The sequence below is a fragment of the Alteribacter salitolerans genome (assembly GCF_016901055.1).
Taxonomy (GTDB): domain Bacteria; phylum Bacillota; class Bacilli; order Bacillales; family Salisediminibacteriaceae; genus Alteribacter; species Alteribacter keqinensis.
In genome coordinates, this window is sequence record NZ_JAFEUX010000008.1 from 108,395 (window position 1) to 128,195 (window position 19,801).

At 43.3% G+C, this 19,801-nt stretch carries 19 protein-coding genes; 9 read left to right on the forward strand and 10 right to left on the reverse strand.

Translation table 11 applies throughout. From position 1 onward, the window contains the following. The first annotated feature begins 109 nt into the window (after positions 1-109). The 3 genes from JSY36_RS15575 to JSY36_RS15585 all read left to right on the forward strand — a co-directional run bounded on the left by JSY36_RS15575 (position 110) and on the right by JSY36_RS15585 (position 4,068). Entirely contained in the window at positions 110-2,698 is a 2,589-nt protein-coding gene (locus JSY36_RS15575; protein ID WP_205167054.1) for a CBS domain-containing protein, read from the forward strand. A gap of 220 nt (positions 2,699-2,918) precedes the next feature. Beyond that, positions 2,919-3,464, forward strand: coding sequence for a peroxiredoxin (locus JSY36_RS15580; protein WP_122896347.1), 546 nt, complete (start codon positions 2,919-2,921; stop codon positions 3,462-3,464). A 154-nt stretch (positions 3,465-3,618) separates the two neighbouring features. Further along, positions 3,619-4,068, forward strand: coding sequence for a redoxin domain-containing protein (locus JSY36_RS15585; RefSeq protein WP_122896346.1), 450 nt, complete (start codon positions 3,619-3,621; stop codon positions 4,066-4,068). Between the two features lie 113 nt (positions 4,069-4,181). Here JSY36_RS15585 and JSY36_RS20505 read toward each other — a convergent pair whose 3' ends face one another. Continuing rightward, positions 4,182-5,270 carry an HD domain-containing phosphohydrolase gene (locus JSY36_RS20505; RefSeq protein WP_205167055.1) on the reverse strand — a complete coding sequence of 363 codons (1,089 nt, stop codon included), beginning with the start codon at positions 5,268-5,270 and terminating at the stop codon, positions 4,182-4,184. Positions 5,271-5,483: 213 nt separating this feature from the next. Between JSY36_RS20505 and deoD the strand changes: the two genes are divergently transcribed. After that, entirely contained in the window at positions 5,484-6,194 is a 711-nt protein-coding gene (gene deoD, locus JSY36_RS15595) for a purine-nucleoside phosphorylase (protein WP_122896344.1), read from the forward strand. Positions 6,195-6,444: 250 nt separating this feature from the next. On the opposite strand, the gene JSY36_RS15600 is transcribed toward deoD, so the two are convergent. Next, positions 6,445-7,428, reverse strand: coding sequence for a nuclease-related domain-containing protein (locus JSY36_RS15600; RefSeq protein WP_205167056.1), 984 nt, complete (start codon positions 7,426-7,428; stop codon positions 6,445-6,447). Between the two features lie 210 nt (positions 7,429-7,638). Continuing rightward, complete coding sequence (locus JSY36_RS15605; protein WP_205167057.1) at positions 7,639-8,628, reverse strand: lipoate--protein ligase; 990 nt, start codon at positions 8,626-8,628, stop codon at positions 7,639-7,641. Between the two features lie 150 nt (positions 8,629-8,778). Between JSY36_RS15605 and JSY36_RS15610 the strand changes: the two genes are divergently transcribed. The 3 genes from JSY36_RS15610 to JSY36_RS15620 are packed head-to-tail and all read left to right on the forward strand — an operon-like array spanning position 8,779 to position 12,516. Next, on the forward strand, positions 8,779-10,293 hold the full coding sequence (locus JSY36_RS15610; protein WP_236785003.1) for a spore germination protein: 1,515 nt from the start codon (positions 8,779-8,781) through the stop codon (positions 10,291-10,293). A 14-nt stretch (positions 10,294-10,307) separates the two neighbouring features. Further along, positions 10,308-11,426 (forward strand): GerAB/ArcD/ProY family transporter, encoded by a 1,119-nt coding sequence (locus JSY36_RS15615; RefSeq protein ID WP_205167059.1) that lies wholly within the window; start codon positions 10,308-10,310, stop codon positions 11,424-11,426. Next, positions 11,404-12,516 (forward strand): Ger(x)C family spore germination protein, encoded by a 1,113-nt coding sequence (locus tag JSY36_RS15620; RefSeq protein WP_205167060.1) that lies wholly within the window; start codon positions 11,404-11,406, stop codon positions 12,514-12,516. Before JSY36_RS15615 ends, JSY36_RS15620 begins: the two co-directional genes overlap by 23 nt. Before the next feature lie 46 nt (positions 12,517-12,562). Here JSY36_RS15620 and JSY36_RS15625 read toward each other — a convergent pair whose 3' ends face one another. Next, entirely contained in the window at positions 12,563-12,841 is a 279-nt protein-coding gene (locus JSY36_RS15625) for a hypothetical protein (RefSeq protein ID WP_205167061.1), read from the reverse strand. Positions 12,842-12,970: 129 nt separating this feature from the next. Here JSY36_RS15625 and JSY36_RS15630 point away from each other — a divergent pair, with 129 nt between their 5' ends. Further along, a complete protein-coding gene (locus tag JSY36_RS15630; protein WP_205167062.1) occupies positions 12,971-13,501 on the forward strand; it encodes a hypothetical protein in 531 nt (176 codons plus the stop codon). Positions 13,502-13,562: 61 nt separating this feature from the next. Here the strand turns inward: JSY36_RS15630 and JSY36_RS15635 are convergent, their stop codons facing one another. Beyond that, complete coding sequence (locus JSY36_RS15635; RefSeq protein WP_122896337.1) at positions 13,563-13,889, reverse strand: TM2 domain-containing protein; 327 nt, start codon at positions 13,887-13,889, stop codon at positions 13,563-13,565. A gap of 141 nt (positions 13,890-14,030) precedes the next feature. Next, positions 14,031-14,759 (reverse strand): RNA polymerase sporulation sigma factor SigK, encoded by a 729-nt coding sequence (gene sigK / locus JSY36_RS15640; protein ID WP_205167063.1) that lies wholly within the window; start codon positions 14,757-14,759, stop codon positions 14,031-14,033. Between the two features lie 102 nt (positions 14,760-14,861). Here sigK and JSY36_RS20705 point away from each other — a divergent pair, with 102 nt between their 5' ends. Then, positions 14,862-14,984, forward strand: a complete 123-nt coding sequence (locus JSY36_RS20705; RefSeq protein WP_272873306.1) for a hypothetical protein — start codon at positions 14,862-14,864, stop codon at positions 14,982-14,984. A gap of 100 nt (positions 14,985-15,084) precedes the next feature. Here the strand turns inward: JSY36_RS20705 and JSY36_RS15645 are convergent, their stop codons facing one another. The 4 genes from JSY36_RS15645 to JSY36_RS15660 form a co-directional block, all read right to left on the reverse strand. Then, positions 15,085-16,002: a metal ABC transporter solute-binding protein, Zn/Mn family gene (locus tag JSY36_RS15645; protein ID WP_205167064.1), complete on the reverse strand. Its 918-nt coding sequence runs from the start codon at positions 16,000-16,002 to the stop codon at positions 15,085-15,087. A gap of 239 nt (positions 16,003-16,241) precedes the next feature. Beyond that, positions 16,242-16,985 carry a PRC-barrel domain-containing protein gene (locus JSY36_RS15650; RefSeq protein WP_205167065.1) on the reverse strand — a complete coding sequence of 248 codons (744 nt, stop codon included), beginning with the start codon at positions 16,983-16,985 and terminating at the stop codon, positions 16,242-16,244. A gap of 103 nt (positions 16,986-17,088) precedes the next feature. Continuing rightward, positions 17,089-18,771, reverse strand: coding sequence for a glycoside hydrolase family 13 protein (locus JSY36_RS15655; protein ID WP_205167066.1), 1,683 nt, complete (start codon positions 18,769-18,771; stop codon positions 17,089-17,091). Then, positions 18,772-19,773: a substrate-binding domain-containing protein gene (locus JSY36_RS15660; RefSeq protein ID WP_205167067.1), complete on the reverse strand. Its 1,002-nt coding sequence runs from the start codon at positions 19,771-19,773 to the stop codon at positions 18,772-18,774. Between the last annotated feature and the right edge of the window lie 28 nt (positions 19,774-19,801).

The following is a 19,801-nucleotide window of genomic DNA, read 5'->3' on the forward strand; positions in this document are numbered from 1 at the left end:
GTAAAATGGAAAGGAATAGGATTATACTTTCACTTTTAAAAATTCGAGGCTCATGGGAGTGACTGCTCTATCCCTCCTTCCTCAAATACCATCTGTAAAGGGGGTTCCCATGCAAGTTATTTTATCTCATACCAACCTTGATTTTGACGGCCTTGCATCCATGGTTGCCGCGGGCAAACTATACCCCGAAGCCCATACCGTTCTCCCTGAAAAACTGCAGGAATCAGTTGAACACTTTTTAGCTATTTATAAAGACACCTTTTCATTTACCCATGAAAACCGCGTGAACTGGGGTACAGTTACAGACGTCATTCTTGTGGACATTTCCACACTTGAACGAACAGGAAGAATTGCAAAAAAACTACCGGAAAATATTAATGTAATCTGTTTTGATCATCACGAAGCCAGTACTCATCAATATCCCGGCACGTACCTACCCTACGGTGCCTGTGTCACTATTCTCCTTGAACAAATTCAGGAAAGAAGCTTACCGGTCAGTGCTTTTGAAGCGACACTCTTTACCCTGGGCCTATATGCAGATACAGGAAACTTTACATATAACTCGACTAAACCTGAAGATCTCCTGGCTGGTTACCACATGCTGAAATCAGGGGCGAGCCTGGATGTGGCAGAAAAATTCAGAGATACGCCTCTCAGTGAAGGAGAGCAGCATCTCTTCAGAACACTTCTGAATAAAAGCAAGCGAAAGGAGCTCGATGGGACAAGTGTCCTTATTACCTGCCATAAACAGAATCACTATACGGGGAACCTCGCAGGAATTGCGAGTAAGCTGATGTCACTTACCGGTGCTGATGCCCTCTTTGCACTTGTGAAAATGGAGGATAAAACGTTTATTACAGCCAGAGCGGCATCCGACAGAATCAGTGTTTTACCGGTCATTGAAGCCTTGGGAGGGGGGGGCCATCAAAAGGCTGCCTCAGCCATGCGAAAAGACACCGACCCGGTGATGCTTGCTGAAGAACTTGAATTACAGCTTTCTTCCTTAATTTCTTCGACCCAGACAGCTAAAGAGATCATGAGCAGCCCGGTAAGGGTTGTTGCTCCGGATACAAGCGTTGAAGATGTGTCAAAAATGCTTTTCCGGTACGGCCATACTGGTTTTCCTGTCGTGGATAAAGAAAAGCTTGTTGGCATTATTTCAAGAAGGGATGCAGACAAAGCACTCCATCACGGGTTAGGCCACGCTCCTGTGAAAGGCTATATGAGCAATAATCCGGTTTTCATTACCTCTGATACGTCTGTTTCTGATATCCAGTCCATCATGATAGATAAAAACGTCGGAAGACTGCCTGTCCTGGAAAACGGTGAAGTGGCAGGCATTGTATCAAGAACCGATGTAATTAGAACGATCCACAATAAAAACACAAAACCTTTAAATAATACAGCTGATGAGTTTACGGTGAACAAAAAGATCGATCTTACGGATGTTCTTGCCAGCCATTTCAATAAAGACATATTTAACCTTGTTAGAATTATTGGTGAACAGGCAGATAAGCTGGGGATGAAAGCCTACTTGATCGGAGGCATCGTAAGAGACCTTCTCCTCGAGCGGCCAAACGAAGACATTGATATAGTGGTCGAAGGCAATGCCATTGTCCTCGGCGAGGCTCTTACAGGTGAATACGGAGGTTCCATACGCTCGCATGAAACCTTTAAGACGGCAACATGGAGTCATCATGACGGTCTGAAAATTGACCTTACAAGTGCACGGACAGAGTACTATGACTTCCCGGCAGCTCTTCCCAATGTTGAACTGTCCAATATTAAAGAAGACCTTTACAGACGTGATTTTACAATTAACGCTCTGGCGATGTCCCTATCCTCCGGCGATTTCGGTACTCTTCTTGATTTTTTCCACGGCTATGAGGACATCCGGAACGGGCAGATCAGAGTATTATATAATTTGAGCTTCCTCGAAGATCCTACAAGGATTTTACGTGCTCTCAGATTTGAGAACCGTTTCTTATTTAAAATGGATAAAGAAACCGAAGAATTCGCAAAAACCCATAAAAAAATGCTTTCATCTGTATCAAAGCCGAGACTGGCCAATGAAGTAAAAAAGGTTATTACCGAAGAAGACCTAATCCGTTTTGTCAAAAGAGCATCAGAACTTGACCTTCTGTTCCACCTTTTGAACACACATGAAGACACCGTGACTGTCTTAAAGCGTCTCCAGTGTTTTAATGAGATAAGAGACCGCCTGACCAGAGATAAGCTTCACCCTTCGCACTGGCTCGGTGTTCTTCTTCTAATGACAGACCTTTCCCGGGAAGCCTTCGAAGAATGTCTTGGTTTTGCGAAAAATAAACAGGATGAAAAACTCCTTTCAGAAGTATACCGCCTTTACCAGACATACGATTTTAAGTTCCATTCTCTCTACGACTGGCATGCTGTCTGCTCTGAAGCTAGTCTTGAGGCGATAACTGTCTGTCTGTCACTTTGCCACCACGACTCCTTTATCGTTGAACAGGGAACCGAATACCTTATAAAAAGAGACAGTGTTACCCATACCATCTCAGGAACTGATCTGATTGATTTAGGGTTTAAACCGGGTCCCCATTTTAAAACATGGCTTCTTCAGCTTGAAGCAAGTAAAATCGAAAATCCTTCTCTCAGTAAAGAAGAACTGCTTGAATATGCCCGTCATGTTTTTTCAGACAGCGCGGCTGAGAAATAAACGTATATACTGAGAAAATAATCATGCTCACCTGTTTGTGTTCGGGTGAGCATATTTCTTGTAACTCATTTTTGGTGCGTTATAATAGAAAACAGTTGTCCAGACGAGTGTAATTATTTATTTAAAATAATTATAATTAATTTGTTGACAACGATCGGATTTTTGTTAAAATATAATTTGTATTAAACAATAATCATTCTAATTAAAGGAGCGATTTATTATGACTGACAAGCGCATGGTAGCAAAACAAGCACCTCGTTTCGAAATGGACGCAGTACTTCCAAATAAAGATTTCGGGAAAGTTTCCCTCGAAGAAAATATGAAAAACGACAAGTGGACTGTTCTTTACTTCTATCCAATGGACTTCACTTTCGTGTGCCCGACAGAAATTACTTCACTGAGTGACCGGCAGGACGAATTCGACGATCTGGATGCAGAGGTAATCGGTGTTTCTACCGACACTATTCACACTCACCTTGCCTGGATCAACACAGACCGTGACGACAACGGACTCGGTAAACTGGAGCACTCACTTGCAGCCGATACGAACCATCGTGTTGCACGTGATTATGGTGTTCTTCTTGAAGATGAAGGTGTAGCTCTTCGCGGTCTCTTCATCATCAGCCCTGAAGGAGAGCTAATGTACTCTGTTGTAAATCACAACAACATCGGCCGGGACGTAGACGAAACACTGCGTGTCCTTCAGGCTCTTCAAACCGGCGGACTCTGCCCTGCAAACTGGAAGCCTGGACAGGCTACCCTGTAAATCGTATTAATGAGGGTGTCTTAAAAAGCGAAAAGCTGATAGACAGCGGCTTCACTCATTGCTTCGGGGATGCCCCAAAAGGCATTAACCTGCCTTTTGGGTCACCTCTTCTATAAACATATAACAACTACGCTAAAACAGGAGTGATTTTACAATGAAACTAAGATCTGAAATGCCGGAGCTAACCGGTGCTACTGAATGGTTAAACGATGAATTAACAAAAGAAGACCTTGTAGGAGACAAACCAACCCTGTTCCACTTTTGGTCTGTCAGCTGCGGACTTTGTAAAGAAGCAATGCCGGATGTAAATGAATTCCGTGACGAATTTGAAGACGAGCTGAACGTCGTAGCTGTACACATGCCGCGTTCTGAAAAAGATTTGGACATGAGTGTCATTAAAGCCATGGCACTTAGCCACGACATCTCTCAGCCAATTTTCGTGGACAACGAGCACAAGCTTACAGATGCTTTTGAAAACCAATACGTGCCTGCCTACTATGTTTTCGATGCAGAAGGCAAGCTACGCCACTTCCAGGCCGGCGGCGGCGGTATGAAGATGCTCCGCAAGCGTGTAAACCGCGTGCTTGGTAACGAGGAGAAATAAACTGACCACATGTGGTTTGAAAATAAAATTGATTTTGGTATTGAACACCGTATCGATAAAAAGAGGAACCCGCAGGTCTTTACCTGAAGGTTCCTCTTTTCATTTTGCATATATTATATTTCCACCGGATTTTGTTGGTCGAGTTGTACATTCTTTATCTTGAGGCTGCGGTTTTTTCTAAGATCCAGGTATTCCTTACCTACCGCTATCAGAGGCCGCGTTATCTCTTCGATTGGCAGGTGGACAATCGTCCCCTCCTCCCCGCTTTCCAGCAACACCCTGCAGTTCATATATCCATTAATCACATGCTGCACAAATGGAAACACGATCTGACCATTAAGCTTGTTTTTATAAACTTCATTCACAAGCTCTTCAAGCGCCCGGAATGGAGAAAACTTTTCCCGGTAAACCCGGTCTGAGGAAATGGCATCATAAATATCTGCCACAGCTAATATCTGGGCAAAAAAAGGCGTCTCCCCGCCTCTTAGACCAAAGGGATACCCGGACCCATCAAGCCTTTCATGATGCAGGAGCGCTCCCTGAACAATCGTATAACTGACGCCGTCTATTCTCTCAAGAAGTTCTTTCCCGTAAACAGGGTGCTTCTTTATTTCTTCATACTCCCGTTTAGTAAGCTTACCTTCTTTATTCAACAGATACTTTGATAATTGCATCTTTCCGATATCGTGGAAAAAGCCGGCTTTACCAAGTTCGAGAACCTCCTCATCAGTCTGACCGAGCATTTTGCTGATCGTAGCTGCAAGAAGCCCGACATTGATACTGTGGCGGTATGTATACTCATCGTGGCCTTTAATATGGTATAGCTCAAGAAAGATATTTGTTCTTGTCAGTACTTTATGAAGCAAACCTGTAAACGGTTTCATAAAATCCTGAACACTCGGAGTTTCTCTTGTCACCGCGGCCTCAAACAGCCGCTTTACTTCAGCAACGTTATCAGCATAAAGACGCATTACTTCTTCTTTTTCCCGGGAAAAAGTACGGAACTGATCTACCAGATCAGGGGAAGAGAGCTTTTCAACCTCAATCTCTCTTATATCGTGATTAAGCAGGATCTCAAGGTGCCATTTCGACAGGGCCATCCCTTTTCTGAGAAGAAACTGTCCATTAGGAGAAATGATTTCTTTGGCTAAGATACGCCCGGTAACTGTTTTTTTACTGGCATTAAGCTGTATCGTTTCCACCACTTCTACACCTCTCTTACATAAACTTCAATAATATGACATTTATCTTACTATATCATAAGTATTTTTACCTGTATTAGTAACCTTATAAAAACATTTTCAGTCCTATAGACCTCTGTATCTTATTTCTAAAACTTGTGAAAGTTGACTTTGTCCGTTTACTTCCGATATGCTATGAATGATTTGGTATTTTATTTTAGGAGGCTTATTACTATGAGTGTACATATTGGTGCAAAAGAAGGCGAAATCGCAGAATCCATTCTGCTTCCGGGCGACCCGCTGAGAGCAAAATACATTGCAGAAAACTTCCTTGAAAATGTCACCTGCTACAACGAAGTCCGCGGTATGCTTGGTTACACGGGGACCTATAAAGGAAAGCGTATCTCTGTTCAGGGAACAGGAATGGGTGTCCCTTCCATCTCCATCTACGTTCACGAATTGATCAACAGCTACGGAGTTAAAAACCTGATCCGCGTCGGTACGTGCGGTGCATTCCAAAAAGATGTCAAAGTTCGTGACGTCATTCTTGCCATGAGTGCTTCTTCCGATTCAGGTGTAAACCAGCGCTACTTCGGGGGAATTGACTTCGCTCCAACAGCCGACTTCGGTCTTTTAAAAAGTGCCTATGACGGCGCCGTTGCAAGCGGCCTGAACGTACGTGTCGGTAATGTCTTTACTTCAGACGTGTTCTATAACGATTACAAAGACCAGGTGCAAAAGCTCGCTGATCACCAGGTTCTTGCAGTAGAGATGGAATCTTCCGCACTTTACACGATCGCAGCCCGGTTTGGCGTGAACGCGTTGAGTGTCCTGACGGTGAGTGACCACCTCGTCACAGGTGAAGAAACAAGCTCCCAGGAACGCCAGGAAACATTCAACGAAATGGTAGACGTAGCCCTGACTGCTGCGATTGAAGCCGAGTAAGGGTGCATTGCAGTTAATTCAGGGGAATCTTGGGGTTATTGTGGGATGATTTTGTGGTGGCCTTGGGATGATTTTGTGGTGGCCTTGGGATGACTTCGGGATGATTTTTAGTGTAAAAGAGGCAGGCTCTCCGGGTGGGGGGTCTGTTTTTTTGTAATCCATGGCTAGAGTCTCGTGTAAAGATGGTTTCACCGGGATATTTGTGCATTTGTTCGGGGCTTTTGTTTTTTTAATCGGTGTTTTTATAGGATTACTTCACAATGTATCTATTTAAGGAGTACTTTCTGTTCTTTTTTGCATTCGTTTTCTCCAAACCTAATTTACTTAGGTATCTATAAGCCCGATCCAAGGACTCGATTAACATAAACTCAGCAAAACGTTCAGTGGTAATGGTGTTTCCTACGAGTAGAGCATAGTCCTCCAAAGATTGCTCTAAAGGATACATAGATTTGTATTTGCACCGTCTGCATAACCACTTTGATTTTATCCTGATCATTGGAACCATAGAGCAACCAGGACATCGAATCCCTTTCTTCAATTCACTGGGATGGACGTTATAATTCTTCAAAACATCCCAATTTGATTCACTTTGATTTTCCATTATTTTATTACTAAGGTTTTTTAGTTGAAATTTAGAAATTTCTTTATGATAAGGCTTTTTCAATGATTCTTCCAGTTTAAATGGGAGGTTTTCAGAGCGGAAAACGTACTCGAAGATTTCTTTATTGTCTGACGCAGGCTCAATAAAAGCAGTTTTGTGTGTCAGGACCACAAAATGATCAATGTTAGAGGGGTATGGTATATTTAGTCGTTGCATCCAGCTTATAAAATCCTTCTTTTGGCTTTTCACTTGTAATACCGGCTCTTTGAATACTTCTATCTCAAGTGTTTCTTTCATCTTTTCTCTGCTAAACTGATTCCGTCTTAGAGATAACTTCCCCTGTGTGTTTTTGATTTCAATTAGAATAATATTCTTAGTGGAAATAATAAGTAAATCTATTTCAAAAGTATAGCCATATTGTATAAGCCTGACATTGTGAAAGATGTACAGGTCTTTGCGATACGAGAAAGAACGAAGGAAATATAAAAGAGATTTTTCGCCTAAATAGCCGGAATAAAAGCTGCCGTGATCAACTTCAATTTTAAATCTTTTGGGATGAGTTAATGGTAATCGATTCAAGAGGGCTTTGAGTTTCCTTACTGTTTGAGGAGGTTTAAGGGATTTTACTATCAATTGAGAACTCCTTTCTTCTTGTGACGAAGTTAAGATTCGACAATATTGTTAAAAATCCTCCTTAATTCTTATTAGCTTAAAATATTGACCTTTTCGATTTAATCGGTAAAATGTAACATTTAATCGGGCTTTTTATAATTTTAACCGGGCTTTTCACGCTTTCATTAGGATTAACCCCCTCGCACCAACATGCGAGGGGGGCACAAATACTTAATAAACCAGCTCCACAATTTCTTCCTTTGTAATAGCACCGAAATAGTGCTTCACTTGCAGCTTGTCCAGTGCTTTGTCCAGTTCTTCCCGCTCGTAGCGGCAGCCGATTAATTCTTTTTCCACGTCTGTGACTTCCCCGACGCCGAAGAAATCACCGAAGATCTTACAGTCAGTGATCGTTCCTTTGTTAACATTCAACCGGATATCAACAGTTCCTGCGGCGAACCGCTTGGAACGTTTAAGGTCAAATTTTGGTGAGCGGCCGTAGTTCCAGTCCCAGTTGCTGTAGCGGTCAGCGGATATTTTTTCAATTCCCTTCCAGTCTTCCTCTGTAAGCTTATATTCAGGAATCTCCTCGGCCCCGTCAAAGATATAGCGTAACAACAATGCCTTGAATTCTTCCATGGATAATGGCTTGTCCACAAATTCATTGATGTTGGCGACACGGCTGCGAATGGATTTGATTCCTTTAGATCGGATCTTCTCTTCATTCACATTCAATGCATCCACTACGTTCTCCATCTCGGAATCAAGAAGGAGCGTGCCGTGGCTGAACATACGGCCCTTTGTTGTATATTGGGCGTTACCTGAAATTTTACGCTCCCCAACCTGCAAATCGTTACGGCCAGTGAGTTTGGCGTCAACGCCGATTTTCTGGAGGGCATCCACAACCGGCTGCGTGAACTTCTGGAAGTTGTGAAAGCTTTCTCCGTCGTCTTTTGTGATGAAGCTGAAGTTCAGGTTGCCGAGGTCGTGGTATACAGCCCCTCCGCCTGAAAGCCTGCGGACGACGTGAATGCCGTTCTTTTCAACATAGTCTTTATTTATTTCTTCGATCGTGTTCTGGTTTTTGCCGATAATGATGGATGGTTCGTTAACGTAAAACAACAGATATGTATGCTCTTTGTCCAAGTGCTTAAGGGCGTATTCCTCAATCGCAAGGTTTAATCTTGGATCAGTAATGTTTTGATTGCTGATAAATCGCATCGTAACAGCCTCCTAATAAATCGTATCATTCCAATTTTACCACAACTCCCTCCTCGTTCCATAAATTCTGAAATGGCGTGTATGATCCACCAGAATTGAGAGACATTAAGCATATTACCAAAAGATAGGAGTGGTGTTCCCGTGCCGTTTATGAAATCATTTTTCAAGGCTTTTGAAAATCAAAAAAAACAAAAAGCGGACACAAAAATTCTTGAACCGCCGGAAACACCAACCTTCCCGGTGTCCTTTGAGATTGATACAAACCGGGTTTATGTCAAAAGTACCCTTCATTACACAGAGGATCTGGTGGAAAAGAAAGTCACCACCGGTCATAACAAGACGGTTTATTTCTTGTACCTTGAGCCCCTGTCAGACACGAAAGATATGCATGAGTATTTTTATTCGAAGCTGAGAAAAATCCGGAGTGACGAGAATCTGCACCGTACTCTCAGTGATATGGATTCAGCCAGGCTCGTTCATTTAAGCGATGCGATCAGCGAGATCTTGTCGGGAAAAAGTCTTGTGCTCATTGAAAATACCGACTACTGCTATTTATTAAGTACAACGAGCGTTATTCACCGGGATGTGGGAGAGCCGGATAACGAACAGGTTATCCGGGGAAGCCACAGCGGATTTGTGGAAAATCTCAGTGTAAACCTCCAGCTCGTCCGTAATTTAATCAGTCATCCGTCACTTGTGGTCAAATATACCACCCTGGGAGAAGTTTCAAAAACAAAATCGGCTGTCATCTACATGGATGGTCGGGCAGATCCTATTGTAGTTGAAGAAATTCACAGAAGGCTTAAAAAGATTAAAGTAGACAAGTTGATGAATACAGGAATCATTGAAGAGTATATGGAGGATAACATTTATTCCCTATTCCCCCAGTTCATTACGACAGAACGGGCCGACCGTACAGCATTAAACCTGATTGACGGGAGGGTTATTATTCTCACTGATGGCGACCCTACTGCTCTGGTGCTGCCAGTCACATTTTTCTCTTTCTTCCAGTCAACGGATGATTACAACAGCCGGTGGGTGGCAGGGAACTTTTACCGTCTTATCCGTGTCATCAGTTTTTTGCTTGCCGTGACTCTTCCAGGGATTTATATTGCGATCATTACCTATCATTACGAAATCATCCCTTTTGGAATGACCTTTGTCATAAAAGACGCGGTTGAACATATACCCTACCCTCCGCTGGTTGAAGCCCTCTTCATGGAGCTTACCCTTGAGCTTATCCGGGAGGCCGGTATCCGGCTGCCGACGCCGATCGGTCAGACCATAGGTATTGTAGGGGGTCTCGTTATTGGTGATGCCGTGGTAAACGCCGGCTTCATTTCAAGCATTATGATCATCGTCGTTGCCTTGACGGCGATCTCGTCTTTTGTCGTTCCTGTTCACGAAATGAGTATGGCTATGCGGCTCCTGCGGTATCCGATCATGATCATGGCTTCTTTGTTAGGATTCGTGGGCATCGTATTCTGTCTGACAGTTTACCTGATTCACCTTTGTAAGCTCACAAGTATAGGAAAACCTTTTTTTTATCCGTTCGCGCCTTTTGACTGGAAGGGCTTAATGAACCGGTTTGTCCGGCTGCCTCACACTGTAGAGGTGAAGAATGAACAAAAGGAAGGCAAGAACAACCATTCTTCCTCATCATAAGGAGTATACGCATCATGAATGATAAACTGCTTATAACAAAACCACAACTGTTCTTCTTTATCGTACAGACACAAGTCGGAGTAGGCATACTTTCAATGGCATTTGCTGTTTTTCAGGAAGCAGAATGGGACGGCTGGATCAGCGTATTCCTTGGAGGGTTTTTCATTCAGCTTATTATCTTTCTTCTGTATGCCCTTGCCAACCGGAATCCGGAGCATATGTTTTTTCAGGCAGTACCCCTCATTGCAGGAAAGTTTGTGGGGCATATCATTAATCTAGTCTATACTCTTTATTTTGTAACGGTGTGTATTCTAATTCTCGTAGTGTATGCCCACATCATTGAAATTTGGCTTTTCCCCCAGACACCGGGCTGGGTTATCATTTTTCTGCTAGTATCTGCTGCTTGGTACTTAACACGGGAAAAACTGCACATCGTTGTCAGATTCTATGTTTTTGTAAGCAGTCTTTTCATCCTGGTCATCGGAGCTCTGTTATTTGCAATACCAAATTTAAATCCTTTGTACATCCTTCCTGTTGGTGCGAGCGGGGTTAAGGCCATCAGTAAAGGCGTGCTTGCCTCGATGCAAGCGATGCTCGGCTTTGGTGTCTTCCTTTACATCTTTCCATATGTTGATGTGAAAAAGAAAAAAGAAATTCTCATTACAGCAAGCTTTGCAAATGGATTTACGACGTGCCTGTACGGTATTACCGTACTCATTACATTTATGTTTTTCAGCCCGCCTGAAATTGAACTTGTTCCCCAGCCTATTTTATATATGTTAAAAACGTTCAGTACGCAAATCATTGACAGGCTTGATTTGATCTTTACTGCGATTTGGATTGTAAGTGTGACTACATCGTTAATGAGCTATATGTACTTGGCTTCCTTATCTGCAACTCAGCTTATCAAAGGTGTGCCCCGTAAAAAACTCGTTACTGTCGTTGCAATAGGGGTATTTCTCGTATCTATCGGACCGTCAAACGAGCTGACTGTCCATAAGCTTTCAGAAGGTGTAGACTATTTCAGCATCCTCATGACGCTCATAATCCCCCTGTTTTTATATCTTTTGTCGTTCATACGTAAACCACCAGGGAAAGGAGCGTCTCAGAATGAAAACAGTCCGTCAGTTTAGTCTGTGTATCCTTTGTCTGATCCTGCTCTCGGGGTGCTGGGATTCCAGGCAGCTGCGTGACATTACGATTGCCAAGAGCGCCGGACTTGATCTTATGGAAGATGGTTTGTACCAATCGACGCTCTCCTCACCTGTTCCCAGTAAACGTGAAGCCCCCGAACGGACAGAAGTCGTCAGCGGACTAGGACATACGGTACGTGAAGCCAGAATGGCTCTGGATAATAAAGTTTCAGAGCGTATTGACATTGCAAGGTTGAGAGTGATTGTTATAGGCCGCGATTTGGCTGAGGAGTCTCTATACAATCCTATTGATGTCATGTACCGGGATCCCCGCGGATCTCTCGGAGCCAAAATAGCCATCTTTAACGGGATGGCTCAAGACATAATAAGTAAGGATCTGCCTGATAAACCCAGGACAAGTGAATTTATTGCCGACCTTCTTGAAACAGCGGAAGAGAATTCAATTGTGGAAAACCTTAATGTTCAGCTGATTTGTCCTATCATGTTTGATCCGGGGCAGGACATGGTAATTCCATTAATGGAGTTAAATGAGGAAGATGAAAGTTCTCTCGTTGGAAATGCTCTGTTTAACGGTGAAAAGATGACAGGGACACTTTCACCGGAAGACTCGGTTCTGTTAAATTTAATGAAAAACGTTCGTGGCAGGAATACCTTTCTGACCGAGAAAGTATCTGAGGAAAATGCAGAGACAGAAGAGTTTATCACACTCCTTGTAAGAGAGGCAGACCGCAACTTAAAAGTAGATGTCAATCATGCTGCGAAATCTGTCACTGCTGAGGTAAACCTTACAATGAAAGTAAAGGTTATCGAATATCCAAAAGACGAACTTCACGACCCTGCAAATGTGGCAATGCTGAATGAAAGGCTTGGGAGAGCATTCACAGCAGAGGCTGAACAGATCTTCGAAACGCTTCAGGAAGCAAATTGCGATGCTCTCGGAATCGGGAGACGCGTCATTGCTTTCCACAATCAATTTTGGAGAGAAAATGATTGGAATGAGGTCTATCCGGACATTACTATCAAACCGAATGTGACAGTAGAAATCATTTCTCACGGGATCATTAACTGACATGAAAAAGGAATGACAAGTGCCATATGAACGGCCGTCATTCCTTTTAATCTTCCGTATGCACAGTTTTTTTTGCCACAAGTCCGAGGGCAAACCCGGCCAAGCCAATAAACGAGTTAAACGCAGCATACCCGTACAGCTCAGGTGCCATAGTCATCCGTTGAACCGTAGTCATCACCAGGATGCTCATGATGAAAACGCACAAAAATACAACAACAGGATTTCCTGCAGCTTTTTTCCCCGACATACATGCAATAAACCCGATCACAAATGCAAAAAAAGGATTAACGAAAAAAAGCAAAGCGACAGTCGAAGTAAATACCACGTTCAACCACTCCCTTTCTGTAAAAATCGACCACCTCTACTATGATAGTATCATATCCTATCCTGTATGCTGTGGATTTTTACATTCCTTTCTTCACTTTATCAGCATATACATATATAGGAGGTGCTGATGGTGAGGACATTCTTTATCCATATGTACAGGTTGCTGTTCCGCCGTGATTATACAAGATCAAAGACTACCCTAAAAAAGCCTCTTATCATTAACGCAGCTCTGATTTCCACCACTTTTTTGGTTTCAAGAACCGAAGACCCTTCACAGCTTTCCGTAACCTATATGGGGCAGTCATTTACCTGGCGTCTTCTTCCTGACGATCGCGACTTGTTTTATCAGAACCTGAACAATTTCCTCCGCATTACAGAAAACAGGCGTGTTGTTCTGAGAGCTTATCCCATTGTAAAGAAACGACTCAACCCAAGGGACTGTCACATCTTCATCGATCCCCTTCACCCTGATAAATACGTATACAGCATCCTGTTTACGTGTGATGACAAAGGTGCTATTAACTCCTTTTCTCTCCGTAAACGTAAACGGTCCTCCTCTTTATCCAAAACCATCATCGACAATGCGCCCCTCAGCCGGCTTTCTGAAGCCTCTCATATGGTTTGTTTCACCATGAGAAAAAGGACAAAAGTAAAATAAAAGAAGGTTTCCAACAGGTTGTTGTGAAACCTTCTTATTATATATAGCCAGTCAGCTTTTTTTAATTCTGATAGCTTTTTACATTTTCAATAATGGAAAACTCCAGCTGGTCATTTATCTTCTCGAGGCGCTTCCCGATAAGAAAGACATCAACCAGTACCCATATAAGTATCGGCACGAAAGCTAAGAACCAGCTTACAATCCATACCGCAATCATTCCAATACCGTAGCCGATATCTCCTAAATAAAACCGGTGTACACCAATACTGCCGAAAAACAGCCAGAGTACATAGAGAACACCTTTGCTCTTTTTCTTCTTGTCAAACTCATTTGCGATGATTGACAGCTGCTCTCCTGACAATTCCCTCTTCATCAGTAAATTGTTCATCCGCATCCTCCATCCTTGTTTGCCTGTTCTTTAGGATATATATGTCTCTCCTCCTGAATTAAGCCACAGAAATGATCAGGAATACGGGACATGGACCTAGTCATAGTAAACAAAACACCACCCTCATCAGGTGGTGTTTTGTCAGTTATTCGGCTCTTGTTTCAATGCATTCTTCTGATGGCGGTAAAATTCATGAAACAGCTTCATGAGGGCGCGCTTCTCAATCCTTGAGACATAGCTTCTGGATATACCTAAATCACGGGCAATTTCACGCTGGGTCTTTTCTTTCTTTAAATCCAGCCCGAACCGGCCTACAATCACTTCTTTTTCCCGCTCGTCAAGGACATGTATGAATTCGTAAATCTGTTTTTTCTCCATGCTTAATTGAATTGCATCAACTACGTCCACCGTTTCTGCCTGAAGGACATCAATGAGGGTGATTTCATTGCCTTCTTTATCCGTTCCGATCGGGTCCTGGAGCGAGACGTCTTTTTTAACCTTTTTCAGTGCGCGCAGGTGCATGAGGATTTCATTCTCAATACATCGTGCTGCGTAGGTGGCAAGTTTCGTTCCTTTACCGGATGAATAGCTTTCTATTGCTTTGATTAATCCGATCGTGCCGATGGAGATGAGATCTTCGGTGTCTTCACGTGTGTTCTCAAATTTTTTAACGATGTGGGCGACGAGTCTGAGGTTGTGCTCAATGAGTTTGTTCCGGGCGTCTGCATCTCCGTCCTCTTTCATGAGCTTTAAGTATCTCCGTTCGTCTTCTTCCTTTAACGGCTGGGGGAACGCATTGTTCTTTACAAAAGAAACAAATACGAACAGTTCTTTTACGAGGTATGTGATGGCCGCTAAAAATCCTGACATCGATAAACCTCCTTTTGGGCATCTTATCTTCATCTATATGCCCGTAAAAGTTCCCATGTGCGTGTACATGAAAAGTTTTGACTGTTGGAGGGGGAAAGTAAGTTGAAAGAACTGCCAAAAGATGTTGATGAATGTTGGATCTTAGGAGTAAACAACCTGTTTTCTTGTCCTCATCAGCCGCTTCCGATGATGGTCTACCGGGAATTGCAGCAACATTTTGTATAGTAACTGGAGTTGGGTGGAGATAACTGTGGCCTCATGAATGAAAAGTGTATGACATAAATAAAACAAGGCTTCCCGGATGATGGGAAGCCTCGTTTTTCGTTTATTCTTTTAGACCTTCCACAAACGTCTGAGCGTTGTGACGAAGCATATCAATATACGTTTCTGCACCTGAGCCTTCCTGGCCGAGGGCGTCGGTGTACACTTCACCTGCAATTGGTATGTTGGCATTATTGGACACGGTCTCCATATACCGCTGATCAACTGTACTTTCAACGAAAACGGATGAAATTTCTCTGTCCTGTACAAGGTCAATTACCCGATTTATTTGTGATGTGGTACCTTCTTCGTGTGAGTTCATTTCCCAAATCCCTACTGTTTCAAATCCGTAGTCTTCTCCAAAATATTTGAAGGCATTTTCACTTACAACTATCACACGTTTATCTGCCGGAATTTCTTCAACCTCTTCTTCAATAGATGCGTCTAATTCTTCAAGCTCCTGAATGTAGCTTTCAGCATTCTCACGATATACGTTTTCTCCTTCAGGATCACGTTCGATCAGGTCCTCCACCAGGTTTTCAACATAGATAATTCCATTTTTAGGACTTAACCAGGCGTGAGGGTCTACTTCATCGCTACTGCCTTCCAGATTAATAATGTCCACTCCATCAGCAAGCTCAATCATTTCTGTATCAGATACATTGGATACGATCCTGCCGAGCCACCCTTCAAGACCAAGGCCGTTTACGTAAAATACATCACTGTCACTTACTTTACGAAAATCGCTTGGCACAGGCTCATACTCGTGAGGTTCTTCCCCAATCGGCACAATGTACTCAACAGATCCTCTGTCCCCGATCACTTCTTCAATGATGTTTCCCAGAATAGAAAAGCTGGTTGTTATTTCCAATCCCTCTGCAGCCTCTCCTTCTTCTTCTTCCGTTCCACAAGCTGCCAAAGCCGCTGTACCTAATGCAAGAACGGTCACTCCTGCCACCTTCTTAATCCAATCTTTAATCATTTGTTCCGCTCCCTTCTTTTACTAAACACACTATATGTATACCTATTACAAAATGTGCCGTCCTAAAACTATTTTTCCTGTAGGTTATTATTTTTTATCAAGCTCAAAAAGTTTCCCTAAGGAAACTTTTTGAGCACTGACCACATTATATAGAAAAACAACGCTGTTTGTCTACCCATATCCCTTAATTTTTTTCCCATAAAAAATTCGGCCGGAAACCAGTTCCGGCCGTTTGTTCATTAATTCCAATATTTCGGTTTACCGTAATGTTTAAACACAGTTGTCTCCATCTCCCGGTCAATTGAGGAGCCCTTAACATATTCCGGAGCATTTTTTATTTGCTCTTTTGTTACATTTACACGTACAAACGACTCAGCCCAGTCTACGTCATCAATCCAATCTGTTGATAGGAGAACTTCCTTTCCTCCCGGAAGCCACCTTTTCGTATCTGCAACAATATATCTGATCGTATAGGATTTATCATCTACAATCAGATCCTTCACTTTCCCGAAGCTCTCATCAGCGGTTGCAAGCTCTTTTCCTTCAACATCTTTTACACTTAAAACATTGGAATCACTTTCGTGAATCTCCTGAATTCCCTCGTACCCTTCACTCGTTAAATCCCTGGGCATCATACCTGCGCCCCAAAGGCCGCCTCCCATCCAGTACGGATTCAGGTTATAAAATTGGGCAAATTCACGTTCAAACTGTCTTGATACCGGCTCATTTCCAGGGGACGGACTTTCTTTGGCTTCCTTCTCGGAAATGGATACATGGAGTCTCTCTTCTTCAATGGAATAACCCTGTATACTGGCTGGTGAAATAAACAGTTCCTTTCCATCAAACAAACCACCTGTGTCTGCAACAATATAGCGTACCGTCCATCTCTGATCGTCAAAATAAAGATCACTTACAGACCCGATTTCTCCTTCTGTTCCTATCACGTTAAATGGTTTCATCATTCTTCTGTAAGAAAACAGCATTGAAAGCACTCCTTGTTTTTGGATGATACCTTCACTTTACCCTCGAGTGCCCCATTGTAAAACGAATAAAGCCGCTTCCCGAATTGAGAAACGGCCTTTCAGATTAAACCTTATAGACAACAGCTTCAAATGGTCGGAGATGGATCGACTCTGGAAGTTCACGTACACCTTCGTTATCGTAGTTGCTGATCAGAATGGCGCCTTGATTTCCGCTAACGTGAGCCGGGACCTCAAAGCTCGTTTCTTCACCGTAGAAGTTACAGACTACGAGAAGCTGTTCCCCGTGCAGCTTACGCTCGTATGCAAAGACATTTTCGTCTTTTTCAGCAAGAAGATCGTAGCTTCCGTAGACGATAATGTCATGTTTATGGCGGAGATCAATCAGCTCTTTGTAATAATGAAAGATGGAACCCGGGTCGTTGACAGCCTGTTCTGCATTGATATCAGTATAGTTCGGATTCACCTTAAGCCAGGGTGTTCCCGTTGTAAACCCGGCGTTTAGCTCGTCGTTCCACTGAACCGGCGTACGGGCATTGTCCCGCCCTTTTACATAAACCGATCTCATGATGTCCTGGTGGGAAACGCCTTCTTCACGCTTTTCTTTATACATATTCAACGTCTCGATGTCTTCATAGTCGTCAATTGAATCGAATCGAACGTTTGTCATTCCCAGCTCTTCCCCCTGATAAATAAATGGGGTTCCCTTCATCATGTGAAGAAGAGTGGCCAGCATTTTAGCAGACTCCACACGGTACTCTTTGTCATTTCCAAAACGGGAGACCATGCGGGGCTGGTCGTGGTTGTTCATATACAAGCTGTTCCAGCCTTTTTCTTCAAGGGCTTTCTGCCATTTGGTGAGGTTGTCTTTTAAGTCGCGGAGCTTTAACGGACGAAGGTCCCATTTGCCGCCCGGACCGGAATCAAGGTCTACGTGCTCAAACTGGAACACCATGTTCACTTCTTCCCGCTCCTCGTCTGTATACTTACGGGCAATTTCCGGAGTGACACCTGGCATTTCTCCCACAGTCATGGCATCATAGCCTTTCATTGCTTTCTGATTCATTTCATGTAGAAATTCATGAATACGCGGACCATTCATAAAGTATTCTCCACCTGATGCATACTTTTTCCCTTTTTGAGGCTTAGCATCCGGCAGGCCTTCTACTTTGGAGATGAAGTTTACAACATCCATCCGGAAGCCATCAATTCCTTTATCGAGCCACCAGCGTATCATTTCATACACTTCTTCACGAAGGGTAGGGTTTTCCCAGTTCAGATCAGGTTGCTTTTTCGAAAAAAGGTGCAGGTAGTATTCATCAGTAGCTTCATCATGCTGCCAGGCTGACCCACTGAAGGCAGATTCCCAGTTGTTTGGCTCCGTTCCGTCTTCTTTACCCGGACGCCAGATGTAGTAATCACGATACGGATTGTCTTTTGATTTTCTTGATTCTGCAAACCATGCATGCTCATCAGAAGAGTGATTGACAACAAGATCCATTATAAGACGCATGCCCCGATTATGGGTTTCTGCCAGGAGTTCCTCCCAGTCTTCCATTGTGCCAAACTCGTCCATGATGGCCTTGTAGTTGCGAATGTCATACCCGTTGTCATCATTCGGACTGTCATAAACAGGAGAAAGCCAGAGGACGTCTACGCCAAGTTCTTTTAAGTAATCAAGCTTTTCCGTAATTCCTTTTAGATCACCGATCCCGTCTCCGTTACTGTCATTAAAACTTCTTGGATAAATCTGATACACGACACTTTCTTTCCACCATTGTTTTGTCATTTACAATTCCTCCTCATTAAACTTTCTGACTGTTTTTCTCTCTATAATGGCATGGTTCATCAGACTTTCGCCCTGCCTATTTTCAACCAGTGTCATAAACGCGTGCGTCCCAATGTCATACAAAGGCTGTGCCACCGTTGTAAGAGGTGGTATGGCCATCTCAGCCGCAAGGGTATTGTCATAGCCAATTACTGATACATCACCCGGTACTGAAATCCCAGATTCATATGCTGCATGAAGAACACCCACCGCCATTTCATCACTTGTTGCAAAAACCGCGGTAAACGAAGTCTTTCCTAGAAGAAGTTCCATCATTTTTTCTTTCCCCGAGTTAAAACTAAAGTCTCCCAGCTTAATAAGAGCCGGGTCAGGAATCAGGTTTCTTCCCTCCATTGCTTTTAAGAACCCCCTGTAGCGGGGTTTGCCGGCTATCGGGTCATCCAGATCTCCTCCTATAAAGGCGATTTGGGTGTGACCTTTATTAAGAAGGTACCGTGCAGCGTCACAGGCTGCTTTTTCATCATCAACTTTCACATATGGAAAACACTCATCTTCCGGTTTTGTGGCTGCCATTACAACTGGAATGTCGAGATCACGAAGAGCATCATTTTGATCCTCAGTAAGCTCCCCGCTGCCGTAAATGATTCCTTCCACACGTTTTTCCTTTAAAACCTGTAAATAATCAATCGTCCGCTTCCCGGCGGTCCCGGTATTACAGACAACTACGCTGTACCCACGTTCTTTTGCAGCTCCCTCAATTCCTTCAAAAAGCTTGCCTGCAAAGAGACTTGAGACATTCGGCAGGAGTACGCCGATCGTTCTTGTCGGTTGCCCGACCAGACCCCGGGCCAGAGCATTAGGACTGTAGCCAAGCTCCTTGACAGCCTTCAGGACTTTGTCTTTTGTCTTGTTTGAATATCCGGTCTGATTATTGATAATTCGCGATACAGTAGCGATGGAGACCCCGGATCTTTTTGCAACGTCTTTAATTGTTACAGCCACCCTGGTCACCTCCGCAATTGAACGTAAA